Source organism: Thiocapsa sp., from assembly GCF_022340925.1.
Classification (GTDB): Bacteria; Pseudomonadota; Gammaproteobacteria; order Chromatiales; family Chromatiaceae; genus Thiocapsa.
The window spans coordinates 1-16,022 of record NZ_JAJDNA010000104.1; the positions used below are offsets into that span (position 1 = coordinate 1).

Below are 16,022 nucleotides of genomic sequence, written 5' to 3' on the forward strand. Positions count from 1 at the left end.
CTAGGGAGCGGGGTTCGGCTGCCGCGTATGGATTGCCTCGATCCCCGCGATCAGCTCCTCGGACAGCGTCAGGTCGATGCTGGCCAGGTCGATCTCCAACTGCGCCAGCGTGGTCGCCCCGATGATGTTGGAGGTGGTGAAAGGGCGGCTCGTGACCCAGGCCAGGGCCATCTGCGACGGGTCCAGGCCATGGCGACGGGCGAGCGCGACGTACTCGGCTGTGGCGCGCTCGGCCTCCGGGTTGGAGTAGCGGTTGAAGCGCTCGAACAGGCTCACGCGCGCCCCTGCCGGGCGCTGCCCGTTGAGATATTTGCCCGACAGCACGCCGAAAGCGAGGGGCGAGTAGGCCAGCAGCCCGCAGGCCTCGCGAATCGAGACCTCGGCGAGGCCGATCTCGAAGGTCCGGTTCAGGAGGTTGTACGGGTTCTGGATGCTGACCATGCGCGGCAGACCCATCTGCTCGGAGAGGGCGAGAAAGCGCATCAGTCCCCACGGGGTCTCGTTGGAGACCCCGATGTGGCGGATCTTGCCGGCGCGCACCAGATCGGCAAGCACCTCGAGGGTCTCCAGCAGGGGCACGCTTTGATCGTCCTCGACCGGTGTGTAGCCCAGTCTGCCGAAGAAGTTGGTCTCGCGATCCGGCCAGTGCAACTGATAGAGATCGATCCATTCCGTCTGCAGCCGGCGCAGGCTGGCGTCCAGCGCAGCCTGGATGTTCGTTCGGTCCAGCCGCGCCTTGCCGCCGCGGATGTAGGGAAGCCAGGCAGCCGGCCCCGCGACCTTGCTGGCCAGGACGATCCGATCCCGGCCGCCGCGCGTCTTGAGCCAGGTCCCGATGTGTTCTTCGGTGCGGCCCATGGTCTCCGCCCGCGGCGGAACCGGATACAGCTCGGCCGTGTCGATGAAGTTAATCCCCGCGGCCATCGCCCGGTCCAACTGCGCGTGGGCGTCGGACTCGGTGTTCTGCTCGCCGAACGTCATGGTCCCGAGGCAGAGCGCGCTGACACGGATGCCGGTGCGGCCGAGTGATCTTTGTTGCATCATCCCCTCATGTCTGTGCTGAAGCGGGTCAAGGGCGCGCTTGATCGACGCCGGAAACCACCTAATCTGCTCGTATTATACCCGGCGCACATGGGTTTCCCGTCAGCGAGGTGCGCCGCTCGTGCCCGAAAACAAGGCCCGACGGTGAGGAGCAGCGGGCGCTGATGCGAGGAGTCGCAACGCCGCTAGCGGGTGCGGCAGGCGCGCATGGCGGGGGAAAATCCATCCGTGATTGGGTATAGGCTTTACTTGATGTCGGGTCGCCCCGAGGACTCCATATGACGATCGATGGCGCGCTATTCACCCCGGCCTTGCTCTGGGTCGTCAATCTGCTCTTTGCCCTGATCCTGCTGCTGGCGTTCAGGCTGACGCCCTGGCGCAAGTTCCGTGACCCCGAGCAGGTGCATGTCTTTCTCGGTGCGACAGTCGCCCTGCTCGTGCTCTGGCATATGGACGCTCAGGTGCAGCCGGGGCTGGCGTTCCACCTGCTCGGGGTCACGGCCATGACCCTGATGTTCGGCTGGTCGCTCGCGGTGATCGGGGCCGCCCTGGTGCTGCTCGGTGTGACACTGAATGCAGGCATCGGATGGGAGGGGTTCGCACTCAATGCCTTTCTGACGGGTGTGGTCCCGGCGACGCTCACCCAGGTGCTCCTGATCCTGATCCGCTGGTATCTGCCCAAGCACTTCTTCGTCTATGTGCTGGTCAACGGATTCCTGACCGCAGGTGCCGTGGGGGTGGTCACTGGCTACCTGGCGGCCTGGCTGCTGATCGCCAGCGGGGCCTACAGTTTCGCGGATCTCCGTGAAACGGTGCTACCCTTCTTCCCCCTGATGTTCATGCCGGAGGCCTTCCTCAACGGGTGGATCCTGGCCGTGCTGGTCGCGTTCAAGCCGCAGTGGGTCTACTCCTTCAGCGATGAGCAATATCTGAAAGGCAAGTGACGGAGTCCTGATCATGCGCTGGGTGGGGACAGCCGTCGGCGGTGCCGTCGGTCTGGTCGTCGGCGGCCCGGTCGGAGCCGTGCTCGGCGCGGCGCTCGGCCAGGGCGTCGATCGCGGTCTGATCGCGGGCGCCCGACGTGCCGCCGTCACGGGTCCTCAACGCGCGCGCATCCAGTCGCGCTTCTTCGAAACGACCTTTGCGGTGATGGGCCATCTGGCCAAGGCCGACGGCCGTGTCAGCGAGAGCGAGATCGCCTTTGCGCGCTCCGTGATGGACCGGATGTCCCTGACGCAGGTCCAGCGGCGTGAGGCCATCGAGCAGTTCAACCGGGGCAAGTCAGCCGATTTCGATCTGAACGCGGGCCTCGAGGCACTGCGCCAGGTCTGCAGGGGGCAAGGCGCGCTGATCCACCTCTTTCTCGAGGTCCAGCTGCTGACCGCCTATGCCGACGGTTCCCCGACACGGGCTCAGCGGCGGGTTTTGGAGGCGATTCGGGCCGGGCTACATGTGTCGGCCTTCGCCTACCGGAACCTCGAGAACCTCTTGCTGCTCCAGCAGCGCCTGCATGCTGGTGCGCCCGGGGGCGCGGGCCGCCGCCCGTCACCGAGGCACGCACCGCTCGCCGGTGCCTATGCGACCCTGGGGGTTGGTCCGAAGGCCAGCGACGCCGAGATCAAGAAGGCCTATCGACGTCTCATGAGCCAGCACCACCCGGACAAGCTGATGTCGCGGGGACTGCCCGAAGAGGCTTTGCGGATGGCCTCGCTGAAGACGCAGGAGATCCGCCGGGCGTACGAGACCATTACGCAGGCGCGCGCGGCGTGCTGAGCTCCGCGACGCGTCCGCATGGCGGTCGTCGCGCTTGTGGCACCGGACTCCGCTCGCGAGATCGCCCTCAAGGAGTCCGTGACCGTCAGGCCGGCGGCGCGAGTCCCGGTTGTCCGCCGAGTGAAAAACCCGTCCGCTTCGGTTAGAGTTGGATGCTTCAAACATCTCAATCCGATCCCGACCGAGGGGCGTTTGCCCCGGCGAGCGAGATCGCGGGGGCAACAGCATGGCGCCTGATCTGATCGCACCTTCAATCCTGTCGGCGGATTTTGCCCGGCTCGGCGAAGAGGTCGACAATGTCCTGGCCGCGGGGGCCGACATCGTCCACTTCGATGTCATGGACAACCACTATGTGCCGAACCTGACCATCGGTCCGCTGGTCTGTGAGGCGCTGCGCAAGCACGGGGTGACCGCGCCGATCGACGTCCATCTCATGGTCAAGCCGGTCGACCGGATCGTTCCGGACTTTGCGGCTGCGGGGGCGACCTTCATCACCTTCCATCCGGAGGCGAGCGAGCATATCGACCGCACCCTCCAGCTGATCCGCAACGAGGGCTGCAAGTCGGGACTGGTCTTCAACCCGGCTACGCCGCTGAGCCACCTGGAGTATGTGATGGACAAGGTCGACATGATCCTCCTGATGTCGGTCAACCCCGGTTTCGGTGGGCAGAGCTTCATCCCTGCGACCATGGAGAAGCTGCGCCAGGCGCGCACGATGATCGATGCGTCCGGCTTGGCTATCCGCTTGGAGATCGACGGCGGTGTGAAGGCGGAGAATATCGCCGAAATCAAGGCGGCGGGCGCCGACACCTTCGTTGCCGGCTCCGGCATTTTCAGCAAAGGCCGTGACGAGGACCCGCACCGTTACGACAGCATCATCCGGCAGATGCGCGAGGCCATGGCCGGCGTCGGGCGCTGACCCGCGTCCGTTTCAATGTTTTCTGCGGATGAGTCCGGGAGCTGTCACTGCATGCTGCGACCAAAGATGGTCTTGATCGATGTTGACGGCACGCTGGTCGACAGCGTCCCGGATCTCGCCTTTTGTGTGGACGCCATGATGGACCGGCTCGGACGCCCGCCCCGCGGCGAGGCGGCCGTGCGCAATTGGGTGGGGAACGGGGTCGAGCGGCTGGTGCGCCGGGCGCTGATCGGACAGCTCCACGGAGAGCCCGACGAGGCCGATTTCGATGTGGCGCTGCCGATCTTCCTGGAGCTCTATGCGGACAACACCTCGAAGCGCTCGCTGCTGTACCCTGGGGTGCGGGAGGGCATCGCCTTCCTGAAGGCCGCAGGCTACCCACTGGGGTGCGTGACCAACAAGGCCGCCCAGTTCACCGAGCCGCTGTTGCGTGATCTCGGGATCCGCGACAATTTCAGCCTCGTGGTCAGTGGTGACACGCTCCCCAAGAAGAAGCCGGATCCCATGCCCTTGCTCCACGCGGCGCAGCACTTCGGGGTCGACCCGCGCGACGCGCTCATGATCGGGGACTCGGTGAGCGACGTGGAGGCCGCCCGGGCCGCGGGCTTCGGGATCATCTGTATGAGCTACGGGTACAACCACGGCCAGGACATCCACGCGGCCGAACCGGACGCGGTGATCGATTCCATGACCGAGCTCGAGGGTCTGTTGGTCGCCGCGGCCTGAGTCCGGCGGCGGGCAACGGAGCACCATGAGCTGCGGTTCGACTCGATCACGAGCGAGGGACCGTCGAGTATGGGGCGCTGGGTGACAGGCTTAATGACCGGGCGGCGATGGCGAGGTTGAGACGCTTCCTCGATCTTCCCTGACGCATCGCCCGGAGACCCCCCATGACCCCCAGCGCCTTTCGCGCCCTGGCCGAACAGGGCCATAACCGTATCCCCATCCTCCGTGAGGTCCTCGCTGACCTCGACACCCCGCTGAGCGTCTATCTCAAGCTGGCCGAAGGCCCGTACTCCTATCTCCTCGAGTCCGTGCAGGGCGGTGAAAAGTGGGGGCGTTACTCCATCATCGGCCTGCCTTGCCGCGGCCTGCTTCGGGTCAGCGGTCACAGCATCCGTGTGGAGCGGGACGGCCGGATTGTCGAGGCGGTCGAGAGTCCGGATCCCCTGGCCTGGATCGATGCCTTTCAGAAGCGTTTCCGGGTTGCAGACCTGGCCCGTTTGCCCCGCTTCACCGGGGGGCTGGTCGGCTACTTCGGATACGACACCATCCGCTATATCGAGCCGCGTCTGGCGACCAGCCCCAACCCGGACCAACTGGGCACCCCGGACATCCTGCTGATGGTCTCGGACGAGGTTGTGGTCTTCGACAACCTGAGCGGGCGGATGTACATCATCCTGCACCTCGACCCGAGCGCGGGCGATACCCTGGAGGCCGGCGAGGCGAGGATCGACGAGCTCTGCGAGCGGATGCGCCGCGGCGCGCCGCGGGCGCCGGCTCGGCCGGAGCGCCGGGTCAGCGAGACCGACTTCGTGTCCGGGTTCACCGAGGATGGCTTCAAGCGCGCGGTCGAGCGCATCAAGGACTACATCCTCGCCGGCGATTGCATGCAGGTCGTGATCTCACAGCGTCTCTCGATCCCCTTCCGGGCACCGCCCCTGGATCTCTATAGGGCACTGCGCGGACTGAATCCATCGCCCTACATGTATTTCCTGGATCTGGGTGATTTTCATATCGTCGGATCATCCCCTGAGATCCTGACCCGGCTGGAGGACGGCGTGGTGACGGTGCGTCCGATTGCCGGAACCCGTCGCCGGGGCCACGACGAGGCCGAGGATCTGGCCTTGGAGACCGAGCTCCTGGCCGATCCCAAGGAGCTCGCGGAGCATCTGATGCTGATCGATCTGGGGCGCAACGACGCGGGGCGTGTCGCCGAGATCGGCAGCGTGCGCGTGACCGATCGGATGATTGTCGAGCGCTACTCGCATGTCATGCACATCGTCTCCAATGTCGTCGGTGACCTGAGGGAGGGGATGAACGCGATCGACGTCCTGCGCGCGACCTTTCCGGCCGGCACCGTCTCGGGCGCGCCGAAGATCCGCGCCATGGAGATCATCGACGAGCTGGAGCCGGTCAAGCGCGGCATTTACTCGGGCGCGGTCGGTTATCTCGCCTGGAACGGCAATATGGACACCGCGATCGCCATCCGCACCGCCGTGATCAAGGACGGCATGCTGCACATCCAGGCCGGCGCCGGCGTGGTGGCCGACTCGGTGCCGGACCTCGAGTGGATGGAGACCATGAACAAGGGCCGCGCCGTGTTCCGCGCGGTGGCGGCGGCCGAGGCCGGGATCGAGCGGGGACCGGAGCGATGACCGGAAGCCGATGCGCGCGGGGGGGCGTCCCATGTTGCTGATGATCGACAACTACGACTCCTTCACCTACAACCTGGTGCAGTACCTGGGTGAGCTGGGTGCCGAGGTGCGCGTGGTGCGCAACGATGAGCTGAACCTCGAGGAGGCGATCGCGCTTGCCCCCGAGCGGATCGTGATCTCCCCGGGGCCCTGCACGCCGAACGAGGCCGGGATCTCGGTGCCGCTCATTCGGGCGATGGCGGGTCGGGTCCCGATCCTCGGGGTCTGTCTGGGGCATCAGTCGATCGGTCAGGCCTTTGGCGGGCGGATCGTCAAGGCGCCGTCCGTGATGCATGGAAAGACCTCGGCGATCTATCACGGGGGCGCCGGGGTCTTCAGGGGGCTCGTGAGTCCCTTCGAGGCGACCCGCTATCATTCGCTGGTGATCGATCCGGCGACCCTGCCGGACTGCCTGGAGATCACCGCCTGGACCGAGACTCCCGAGGGTACCCGGGAGGCCATCATGGGGGTGCGGCATCGCGAGCTGCCGGTCGAGGGCGTGCAGTTTCACCCGGAATCGATCCTGACCCGGCATGGCCATGATCTGCTGCGTCACTTCATCGAGCGCGAAACCGCGTTCGCTACTGCGGTCGGGGATTGAGACGAGGTCGATCCAACATGACAACCATGCATTTCATGCAGGACGCGGCTCAACAATGGATCTGAACGGGGCCATCGGCCGCTGTATCGGCCACCAGGACCTGAGCAGCGAGGAGATGACCGAGGTCATGCGCGCCATCATGACCGGTGCGGCCACCCCGGCCCAGATCGCGGGTTTCCTGGTTGCGTTGCGGATGAAGGGGGAGACGGTGCCCGAGATCGCGGCCGCCGCCGCGGTGATGCGAGAGCTGGCGACCGGCGTCGACATCGCCGGACTCGATCACACGGTCGACATCGTCGGTACCGGCGGCGATTCCTCGGGAACCTTCAACGTCTCGACCACCAGCATGTTCGTCGCGGCGGCGGCCGGCTGCCACGTCGCCAAGCACGGCAACCGCTCGGTCTCGAGCCGCTCGGGCGCAGCGGATGTGCTCGAGGCCGCCGGGGTGCGCCTGGACCTGACCCCGGAGGAGGTTGCGCGTTGCGTGCGCGAGGTCGGCGTCGGCTTCATGTTCGCGCCCGGGCACCACAGTGCCATGAAGCATGCGATCGGTCCGCGCAGGGAGCTGGGCGTTCGAACCATGTTCAACATCCTCGGCCCCCTGACCAACCCCGCCGGCGTGCCGAATCAGGTCCTCGGCGTCTTCAGTGAGGATCTCCTCGAGCCCCTGGCCCTCGTCCTTCAGCGTCTCGGCAGCCGCCATGTCCTGGTGGTACATGCCCGCGACGGTCTTGACGAGATCAGTATCGGCGACATCACGGATGTGGCCGAGTTGAAGGATGGGCTCATCCGCAGGTTCAGCATCCACCCCGAGGACTTCGGACTCAGGCGGGCCGATCTGAACGCGATCCGTGTCCGGAACCCGGAAGAGAGCCTCGCCATGCTGCTCGGCGTGCTCGCCGATCAATCGGGTCCGGCGCGCGACATCGTCCAGCTCAACGCCGGCGCGGCGATCTACGCGGCCGGTCGTGCGGAGAGCCTGGCCGCCGGTCTGGCGCAGGCCGATACCGCGATCTCGAACGGCGAGGCACAACGGCGATTCGACCGCCTGATCGCCCTCACGGGGAGCCTCGATCGGGCGCCGGGCGGCGCCTGAGGATGGCCGCCGACACGCCGGACATCCTGAAGAAGATCCTTCGTCGCAAGGCCGAGGAGGTCTCCGTCCGGAGCGCGCGAATGCCGTTGGCCGGGCTGCGGGCGTTGCTGGATCGGGCGGGCCCTCCACGCGGCTTTGCCGACGCTCTCCAGGCGAGGGTCGCGGCCGGGGCGCCGGCGGTGATCGCCGAGATCAAGAAGGCCAGTCCGAGCAAGGGCGTGCTGCGTGCCGACTTCAGGCCCGCCGAGATCGCCGCGAGCTATGCCCGACATGGGGCCGCCTGCCTCTCGGTCCTGACCGACCGGGATTTCTTCCAGGGCAGCGATGCCGATCTACAGGCGGCGCGGGCGGCCTGCGACCTGCCGGTGATCCGCAAGGACTTCATCATCGACCCCTATCAGGTCTATGAGGCCCGGGCCCTGGGTGCCGACTGCATCCTCCTGATCGTCGCCGGGCTCGGCGACAGCCGGCTGGGCGAGCTCAACGAGCTGGCCCAGCAACTGGGGCTGGACGTGCTTGTGGAGGTGCACGGCGCGGACGAGCTCGAGCGGGCGCTGGCCTTGCCGGGGCGCTTGGTGGGGATCAACAACCGTAACCTGCGCACCTTCGAGGTGAGCCTGGAGACGACCCTCGGGCTGGTGGATGCCATCCCCCGAGATCGCCTCCTGGTCACCGAGAGCGGGATCCTGGGCGTGGATCACGTGACCCGGATGCGTGCGCGTGGCGTCCACGCCTTCCTCGTCGGCGAGGCCTTCATGCGCGCGGATGAGCCCGGCGCGGAATTGGCGCGGCTGTTCTTTGGGGAGCGCCCGCCGCCAGAGTGACCTATGCCCGGCGACTCCCCGCGGCCTAGGGTTCCCGCGCCAGTCGCCGACTCGACCCAGTCGGAGCCTGTCTGACTTGAGGCCGATCTGCTGCGCCGGCGGGAGAGCGGCCCAGATCCGCCCTCGCTCTCCCACTCGGCTCGCGACGATCGCTCAGGTCAGACAGGCTGCTAGCGGGTCCCGAAGACGACGATGGTCTTACCCTTGACGCTGACCATGCCCTGCTCTTCCAGACTCTTGAGCACCCGTCCGGCCATCTCCCGCGAGCAGCCCACGTTGCGGGACAGCTCCTGTCGGGTGACACGGATCTGCATCCCGTCCGGATGGGTCATGGCATCTGGCTGTTTACAGAGGTCCAGAAGGGTGCTGGCGATCCGGCCGCTGACGTCCATGAAAGCCAGGTTCCCGACCTTGCGGCTGGTCTGACACAGGCGTTGAGAGAGCTGCAGGCCAACACTGTAGAGGAAGTCTTTCGCATAGTCTTTGAGCTCGGCGTCGAGGAGACGATCGAGCCGCTGGTAGGCGATCTGCGCGACCTTGCATTTGGTGCGTGTGCGGATGATGACGCTTCGAGTGGTCTGGGGAATGAAAAGTCCCATCTCGCCGATGAACTCGCCCTTGTTAATATAGGCGAGCAGCAATTCCCGGCGCTCCTCCCGATCGTCCATCATGGCGGCGACCGAGCCCTCGAGGAGATAATACAATGTGTCTGCCGGCTCCCCTTGACGGATGAAGTCCACGTTCTTGTCATAGCTCTTGGTATGACAGTAGCGCAGGAATGGATCCAGCCACGGCGGGGCCAGCTTTGGCGGTGTCACAATGGTCATGGGCCGATGCGCCTGTCGCTCCCGGACATGGGCCTTGATTCTATGCGTGCGGCTGGCCCTTGTCGAACAGGTCTGCGGCGTGGCAAAGACGAACGCGATCATTGAGCGGAGGGGTCGAGATGAAGGCGAGGGTGAAATGGATCGAAGGGGCGACCATGATGGGGGCGTCCGGCTCCGGACATGCCGTGGTCATGGACGGCCCGCCTGAGCTTGGCGGCCGCAACCTGGGCGTGCGTCCCATGGAGATGCTGCTGCTGGGGTTGGGTGGGTGCACCCAGTTCGACGTCCTGCACATCCTGCGCAAGGCGCGTCAGCCAGTCACCGACTGCGTCGTGGAATTGACCGCGGAGCGTGCCGAGTCGGAGCCGAAGGTGTTCACCCGCATCCAGGTCCATTTCATCGTCACCGGGCGCGACCTCGACCCGCAAAGGGTGCAGCGGGCCATTGAGCTCAGCGCGGAGAAATACTGCTCGGCGTCGATCATGTTGGGTGCGACGGCGACCATCACCCATGACTTCGAGATCCACGGACTCTGATCCGGTCTTGCATCCTTCGGATCCGGACGGTAGCGTGCGCGCTCCCGTTTTCCCGGAGGTCTCGCGCCGATGCCCACGACACTGAAAAAGCTGCGTCTGGAAGGGTTCAACAACCTCACCAAGACGCTCAGCTTCAATATCTACGACGTCTGCTATGCGGACTCGGACGAGCAGCGCGAGGCCTACCTCCATTACATCGACGAGGCCTACAATGCCGCGCGCCTGACCGCGATCCTCACCGATGTCGCGGAGATCATCGGTGCCAGCATCCTCAATGTCGCCCACCAGGACTACGATCCCCAGGGCGCTTCGGTCACCATGCTGATCTCCGAGGAGCCGATCGCGGCCGGTCAGCTCTCCAACACCGCCTCCCCGGGACCCTTGCCGGAGGCGGTGGTCGCCCATCTGGACAAGAGTCATATCACGGTCCACACCTATCCCGAGAGCAATCCCCAGACTGGGATCAGCACCTTTCGAGCGGACATCGACGTCTCCACCTGCGGGCGGATCTCGCCGCTGCGGGCGCTGAACTATCTCATCCACGCCCTGGAGTCGGACGTCGTGATCATGGACTACCGGGTACGCGGATTCACCCGCGACGTCGGCGGGCGCAAACACTTCATCGACCACAACATCAGCTCCATCCAGAACTACCTGTCGCGGGATACGAAGAACCGGTATCAGATGGTCGACGTCAATGTCTACCAGGAGAACCTGTTTCACACCAAGATGGTGATCAAGCACTTCCGGCTCGATGACTATCTCTTCTGCATCGAGGCCGCGGATCTCGCCGAGTCCGAGCGCCGGCGCATCCAGAAGCTGCTGCGTCGCGAGCTCTCGGAGATCTTCTACGGCTGCAACCTGGCTCGCAACCTGGAGCTGATGGGCTGCTGAGCAGTGCGCGCGGCGGTGGGGGGCCTCGAATCGGTCAACGCCCGTCTCGGGTTAAATCCAATACACGGTCCGCGTCATGACGCGGGATGTCAGGCGCATGGCGAGGCGGATGGGCGCGGGCAGCTCTGCGCCGCCCGCGGCCCGGGCGAGCTGGGCGTGGTGCACCTCGTCGGCCTTCATCTGCTCGAGGACGGTGCGGGTCTTCTCGTCCTCGACGGGGATCTGCTCCAGATGCTCGTCGAGGTGGTCTTCGACCTGACGCTCCGTCTCGACCACGAAACCGAGGCTCCATTTGTCGCCGGCCAGTCCCGCCGCGGCGCCCATGGCGAACGAGCCGGCGTACCAAAGCGGGTTCAAGAGGCTCTTGCGATCCCCGAGATCCTCCAGGCGCGCTGCGCACCAGGCGAGGTGGTCATTCTCCTCCTTGGCGGAACGTTCCATGCGCTTGCGGGTGTCGGGCAGCTTGGCCGTCAGTGCCTGACCCTGGTAGAGGGCCTGGGCGCAAACCTCGCCCGTGTGGTTGATCCGCATCAGGCGCGCCACGTGGCGGCGCTGGTCTTCGCTGAGGTCGGCCTCCATCAGGTCGGCGGCCGGATTCGGTCGCTCGGTGGTCTGCGGGCGCCCGAACAGCGTCCGCAGGGCATGATCGGCCGTGATCAAGAGCTGATCGATCGGGGAGTAGTGGCGAGTCGTCATGAGGGGCTCCCGTTCACATTGGCTGGCCGTCAGTATCGAGGATCCGGCCGCGTCTGGCGAGGGGTTCACGCTGCAGCCGGCGGCGTTGGACCTCCGGGGAATCGGCAGCCGCTTCGCTGGAGTCGAGCGCCCGCGCGAGCAGCTCGACGGGATGACAGACCTCGATGTCCAGCCCCGCCTCGCGGATACCCGCGGCGAGGTGCAGCGCACAACCGGGGTTGGTGGTGACCAGGACGTCCGGGGGATCCGCTCGGAGCGGGGCGAGCAGATCACCGAGGAGGGTTTCTGCCATGGCCGGTTGCTGGAGAAGGTACGTCCCCGCGGCGCCGCAGCAGCCCTGACCAGGCGGCAGAGGCGCCAGGTCGAGACCCGGGATACGCGCCAGCAAGCGATGGACGGCGGCGTTCCCGCCGAGCCGGTTGCGGTGTGAGCAGGGCTCGTGAATCAGCACGCGGCCGTGCAGCGGGCTGATCTCGAGTCGCTCCGGCCAGTGTATCCGGTTCAGAAAAGCGCACAGCTCGGTTGTGTCGGCGAGCGCCGGCTCCTCCCTCAGCTCGGCCACGCAGGCGCTGGCGAGCCCGGCCAGAGGGCGCGAGCCATGGGTCCGTGTGCATGCGCGAAGCCGCGTGTCGGCCTCCGCGGGGTAGCCGTTGTGTCTGAGCAGGGCGCCACAGCAGGTTGGATCCGGGGAGATGCGTATCTCCAGGCCGAGTCGGGTCGCGACCACCCGGGTTGCCTCGATGGCATGTCCCGAGGCGGCGCACCCCATACAGCCCACAAAGAGGTCGACATCCGCGTGGTTTGGATCGCGTGCGCCGACACGCCGGGCGGCGGCGCCCATGGCGGTCGCCAGCCGATGATAGGGTCGGACGGCGGCAATCCGGGCCACACCGATGACCTCGGCGAGGCGAGCGAGCCCAAGGCCGAGATAGAGACGGCTCAGCCGGGCGGCCTGGGCCACGCAACGGGCGTCCGACAGGGCGCGCAGTCCGGCGGAGGTCAGCCGGCGCCTCCACGCCGGCAAGCCCTTGACCCGAAGTGCCTTCGCCATGTCGGCGATCTGTCCGTAGGCCACCCCCGACGGGCAGACGCGCTCGCAGTTGCGGCAGCCGAGGCAGCCGTCAAGGTGCCCCTCCAGGGTGCGGGTCATCTCCAGGTGCCCGGTTGCCCAGCCCTGGATCAGGGCGATGCGCCCGCGCGGAGAGTCTGCTTCATTGCGAGCCTTCTGGAAGGTCGGGCAGTGGGGGAGGCAGAGTCCGCATTTGACGCACTGATCGGCAAGGCGCAAGAGGTCGTGGGTCGAGCCGGCGTCGGTTACGCTGGGGCGCTCTGAGGCGGGTGTCTTCAAGCGAGGGGCGTCATCGTGTGGTCCGGTGGGCGCGTCGGATCGCTTCCGCGCCCCATCGGTCCCTATGGTACGCTTCCGCGAGGTCCTTGCGGGCAATCTGGATCATTGGCGATGTCGTATTACCGTTATCATCTGTTCTTCTGCATCAACCAGCGCGAGGACGGCAGCCAGTGCTGCGGCCAGTGCGGGGCCGCGGCGATGCGCGACTTCCTCAAGCGGCGCACCAAGGAGCTGGGCCTGACCGGACCCGGGGGGGTGCGGGTCAATACCGCCGGCTGCCTCGACCGCTGCGCCGAGGGGCCCGTGGTCGTCGTCTATCCCGAGGCCACCTGGTACACCTATGTCGATCGCGAGGATCTGGAGGAGATCCTTCAGGAGCATCTGGTCAAGGGCCATGTCGTCGAGCGCCTGCTCCTGCCCGGTTGAGGGCGGGGTTGCGCGAGCTGGCAGGGTCACGTACACTTCGCGGTCTTTTCTCGAGCTTGAAAATGAATCCACGCCGCGCTCCAAGCCAGTCGCTGGCACGCACGCCGACCAGGCGCGCGAGTGCCCGGGAGCGGGTGCGGTACCCTGGAGCGACGGACATGACGACGACAGTGAGCGCGAAACCGGCGGAGGTCCGCCGTGCCTGGTATCTGATCGATGCGGACGGCAAGACCCTCGGGCGACTCGCGAGCGAGCTGGCACTGCGCTTGCGCGGCAAGCACAAGCCGCAATACACGCCGCACGTCGACACCGGTGACTACCTGGTGGTCGTCAACGCGGACAAGGTGCGTGTGACGGGGAACAAGCTGCAAGACAAGATGTACTATCGCCACACGGGCTACGTCGGCAACCTGAGGTCGATGAATCTCACCAAGCTCCTCGAGACCAAACCCGAGCGGGCGATCGAGCTCGCGGTCAAGGGGATGCTGCCGCGCGGGCCGCTCGGTCGCGCCATGTTCAGGAAGCTCCGCGTCTATGCCGGCCCTGAGCACGCACACCAGGCGCAGCAGCCGCAGCTCCTCGAGCTTAACGTTTAAGAATCAGGGCTTAGGAACCAGACGCATGTCCGAGACACAACAGTCCACGGGTCGACGCAAGACGGCTACCGCACGGGTCTTCCTGACCCTCGGCTCGGGTTCGATCACCGTGAACGATCGGCCGCTCGACCAGTTCTTCGGCCGTGAGACCGCGCGGATGGTGGTCCGCCAGCCGCTGGAGACCGCCGGTCTCCTGGATCGGGTCGACGTCAAGGCCACGGTCAGCGGTGGCGGCAACACCGGTCAGGCGGGTGCGATTCGCCACGGCATCGCGCGTGCGCTGGCGCGGTTCGACGAGACGCTGCGCTCTCCCATGCGTCGCGCCGGCTTTCTCACCCGCGACGCCCGCGAGGTCGAGCGTAAGAAGGTCGGTCTCCACAAGGCGCGCAAGCGCCCGCAGTTCTCGAAGCGCTGATAGGGCGGCGGGACGCGGTCGGGGCTCCGGATGCGATCGCAAGCGCCGGGTCGCCGCTCAGGCTGATCCCGTCGATTCCCGTCTCCCAGCGGCCGTCCCCGGATGGCCTCTCCGATCTTGGGGGATCGTCTAGTGGTAGGACAGCGGACTCTGACTCCGTCAACCTAGGTTCGAATCCTAGTCCCCCAGCCAACACCCCTGGCCGCTGCCGCCGAACCGAGCCCGGTGCGCGTTGGCGTCGCGGGTCAGGCCACCCACCGCGGCGCCCTCCGATCGCCCCCCTGAACGCCTGTGGTCGTCCAGCCGCGCGGCAGCCCAAGGCGCTCGCCGCGTCCCGCCGGGCGAGCGCGGGAGGCCAGAGGCCCCGCGGTCGAGCGCGTCCCTTGTACACTTTGCGCGACAGGTCGTTCTTGTTGTGCAGACGCCATCCGTGGCCCCCTCGGCCGTTGAAAGCCGCCTCATCGGCCTGAGGCCGGCGATTGCGGCGCCACCCTGGCCTGGCTGCCACGCCATCCGGCCTGCGATCAAACGCGGGGCGCCGGTCTTCGCTTCCGCACCTCGCTTCACCCGAATCAAACCAAGGAGCCCGTTGGCACGGGGCCCGACTTTCCGTTCCTGCCACGCCGCGCCGATGGCATTGCAAGGCGCGGCCTGCCCTTAGGGAAGGGGCCTCTCGGGCGACATGCCTGACGCAGCCAGTCGGCCCGCTGGGCCTCTCGCCTGGCGGTCGAGTGCAAAAAAGAGACATCCTGGGGGCGTGTGTATTTTTTTAGCCCAATGTGTTGCAAAAGGCTCTGCCCTGCACTATAGTTCAGCCTGCAAAGCAGCATTGCGTTCGGTTTCTGCAGTCGATCTGACAAATTCACAACAGTGGAGAACGGCATGAACAAAAAGCTTCTTACCCTGGCGGTTTCCGCCGCGATGGTCGCCCCTGGCGCCGCCATGGCCGAGGCCATCCTGTACGGCAAGTTGAATGTCTCCCTCGATTATGCCGAGGTGACGAACGCGCTCGCGCCCACCTTCGGCCTCGCGACTGATGCCAACGGCAACGTCATCCTGGATCCTGTCACCGGGAACCCCACCATCGTGCAGACCGCCCCGGGCGAAGACTTCAAGGGTTGGGGCATGTCCGGTAACGGCTACATCCCGGGCGAGGGTCGCGCCAGCCGCATCGGCGTCAAGGGCTCCGAGGACCTGGGCAACGGCCTCAAGGCGATCTATCAGGTCGAGCTCGGTGTCAACCTGAACGACACCAACAACAATGTCCTCAGTAACAGCGACTCCATCACCTACCGGAACAGCTTCGTGGGACTCGCCGGGGGCTGGGGTACCTTGCTGCTCGGACGGCATGACACCCCCATGAAGATCTCGACCGCCAAGCTGGACCTCTTCGTCGACACCATGGCCGACTACAATGGCACCGTGGGTTTCCGTGACCTGCGCGCGGACAACGTCGTGGCCTATATCAGCCCGAGCTGGGCCGGCTTCCAGCTGGCCGCGGCCATCGTCCCGGCGGGTGGTGCCACCGGCGGCGGGAACGGTCTGAACCTGGAGGAGGACAGCATCGGCGAGACCTACTCCATCGCGGCCATCTACTCCAACGGCCCCTTCTA

Annotated in this window: 18 protein-coding genes and 1 tRNA gene; 15 read left to right on the forward strand and 4 right to left on the reverse strand. The window is 66.2% G+C overall.

From position 1 onward, the window contains the following. Complete coding sequence (locus LJE61_RS12780) at positions 1-1,041, reverse strand: NADP(H)-dependent aldo-keto reductase (RefSeq protein WP_296909615.1); 1,041 nt, start codon at positions 1,039-1,041, stop codon at positions 1-3. A gap of 278 nt (positions 1,042-1,319) precedes the next feature. Here LJE61_RS12780 and LJE61_RS12785 point away from each other — a divergent pair, with 278 nt between their 5' ends. From LJE61_RS12785 to trpC, 8 genes are all read left to right on the forward strand, one after another. Next, positions 1,320-1,985: an energy-coupling factor ABC transporter permease gene (locus tag LJE61_RS12785; RefSeq protein ID WP_296909587.1), complete on the forward strand. Its 666-nt coding sequence runs from the start codon at positions 1,320-1,322 to the stop codon at positions 1,983-1,985. Positions 1,986-1,998: 13 nt separating this feature from the next. Further along, positions 1,999-2,814, forward strand: a complete 816-nt coding sequence (djlA, locus tag LJE61_RS12790) for a co-chaperone DjlA (RefSeq protein ID WP_296909588.1) — start codon at positions 1,999-2,001, stop codon at positions 2,812-2,814. A gap of 226 nt (positions 2,815-3,040) precedes the next feature. Then, a complete protein-coding gene (gene rpe / locus LJE61_RS12795) occupies positions 3,041-3,733 on the forward strand; it encodes a ribulose-phosphate 3-epimerase (protein WP_296909590.1) in 693 nt (230 codons plus the stop codon). A 51-nt stretch (positions 3,734-3,784) separates the two neighbouring features. Beyond that, entirely contained in the window at positions 3,785-4,459 is a 675-nt protein-coding gene (locus tag LJE61_RS12800) for a phosphoglycolate phosphatase (protein WP_296909592.1), read from the forward strand. 164 nt (positions 4,460-4,623) lie between these two features. Beyond that, on the forward strand, positions 4,624-6,111 hold the full coding sequence (gene trpE / locus LJE61_RS12805; protein ID WP_296909593.1) for an anthranilate synthase component I: 1,488 nt from the start codon (positions 4,624-4,626) through the stop codon (positions 6,109-6,111). Between the two features lie 31 nt (positions 6,112-6,142). Continuing rightward, a complete protein-coding gene (locus LJE61_RS12810) occupies positions 6,143-6,751 on the forward strand; it encodes an anthranilate synthase component II (RefSeq protein ID WP_296909594.1) in 609 nt (202 codons plus the stop codon). A gap of 55 nt (positions 6,752-6,806) precedes the next feature. Further along, positions 6,807-7,847 carry an anthranilate phosphoribosyltransferase gene (trpD, locus tag LJE61_RS12815; RefSeq protein ID WP_296909595.1) on the forward strand — a complete coding sequence of 347 codons (1,041 nt, stop codon included), beginning with the start codon at positions 6,807-6,809 and terminating at the stop codon, positions 7,845-7,847. Between the two features lie 2 nt (positions 7,848-7,849). Beyond that, positions 7,850-8,671, forward strand: coding sequence for an indole-3-glycerol phosphate synthase TrpC (gene trpC, locus LJE61_RS12820; protein ID WP_296909597.1), 822 nt, complete (start codon positions 7,850-7,852; stop codon positions 8,669-8,671). Positions 8,672-8,841: 170 nt separating this feature from the next. Here trpC and crp read toward each other — a convergent pair whose 3' ends face one another. Next, entirely contained in the window at positions 8,842-9,498 is a 657-nt protein-coding gene (gene crp / locus LJE61_RS12825) for a cAMP-activated global transcriptional regulator CRP (RefSeq protein ID WP_296909599.1), read from the reverse strand. Positions 9,499-9,617: 119 nt separating this feature from the next. Here crp and LJE61_RS12830 point away from each other — a divergent pair, with 119 nt between their 5' ends. Together LJE61_RS12830 and speD are read left to right on the forward strand one after the other, a co-directional pair. Then, positions 9,618-10,034 carry an OsmC family protein gene (locus tag LJE61_RS12830; protein WP_296909601.1) on the forward strand — a complete coding sequence of 139 codons (417 nt, stop codon included), beginning with the start codon at positions 9,618-9,620 and terminating at the stop codon, positions 10,032-10,034. Between the two features lie 69 nt (positions 10,035-10,103). Beyond that, on the forward strand, positions 10,104-10,928 hold the full coding sequence (gene speD, locus LJE61_RS12835; RefSeq protein WP_296909603.1) for an adenosylmethionine decarboxylase: 825 nt from the start codon (positions 10,104-10,106) through the stop codon (positions 10,926-10,928). Positions 10,929-10,979: 51 nt separating this feature from the next. Here the strand turns inward: speD and coq7 are convergent, their stop codons facing one another. After that, complete coding sequence (gene coq7 / locus LJE61_RS12840; protein WP_296909605.1) at positions 10,980-11,624, reverse strand: 2-polyprenyl-3-methyl-6-methoxy-1,4-benzoquinone monooxygenase; 645 nt, start codon at positions 11,622-11,624, stop codon at positions 10,980-10,982. Between the two features lie 13 nt (positions 11,625-11,637). Then, positions 11,638-12,972: a (Fe-S)-binding protein gene (locus LJE61_RS12845; protein WP_296909607.1), complete on the reverse strand. Its 1,335-nt coding sequence runs from the start codon at positions 12,970-12,972 to the stop codon at positions 11,638-11,640. Positions 12,973-13,083: 111 nt separating this feature from the next. Here LJE61_RS12845 and LJE61_RS12850 point away from each other — a divergent pair, with 111 nt between their 5' ends. The 5 genes from LJE61_RS12850 to LJE61_RS12870 all read left to right on the forward strand — a co-directional run. Next, entirely contained in the window at positions 13,084-13,398 is a 315-nt protein-coding gene (locus LJE61_RS12850) for a (2Fe-2S) ferredoxin domain-containing protein (protein ID WP_296909609.1), read from the forward strand. A 158-nt stretch (positions 13,399-13,556) separates the two neighbouring features. After that, positions 13,557-13,994: a 50S ribosomal protein L13 gene (gene rplM, locus LJE61_RS12855; RefSeq protein ID WP_296909611.1), complete on the forward strand. Its 438-nt coding sequence runs from the start codon at positions 13,557-13,559 to the stop codon at positions 13,992-13,994. A gap of 25 nt (positions 13,995-14,019) precedes the next feature. Beyond that, complete coding sequence (rpsI, locus tag LJE61_RS12860) at positions 14,020-14,409, forward strand: 30S ribosomal protein S9 (protein ID WP_296909613.1); 390 nt, start codon at positions 14,020-14,022, stop codon at positions 14,407-14,409. A 118-nt stretch (positions 14,410-14,527) separates the two neighbouring features. Beyond that, a tRNA-Gln gene (locus tag LJE61_RS12865) sits at positions 14,528-14,601 on the forward strand. 690 nt (positions 14,602-15,291) lie between these two features. After that, on the forward strand, positions 15,292-16,022 hold a 731-nt coding region (locus tag LJE61_RS12870), incomplete at its 3' end, for a porin (RefSeq protein ID WP_296918568.1).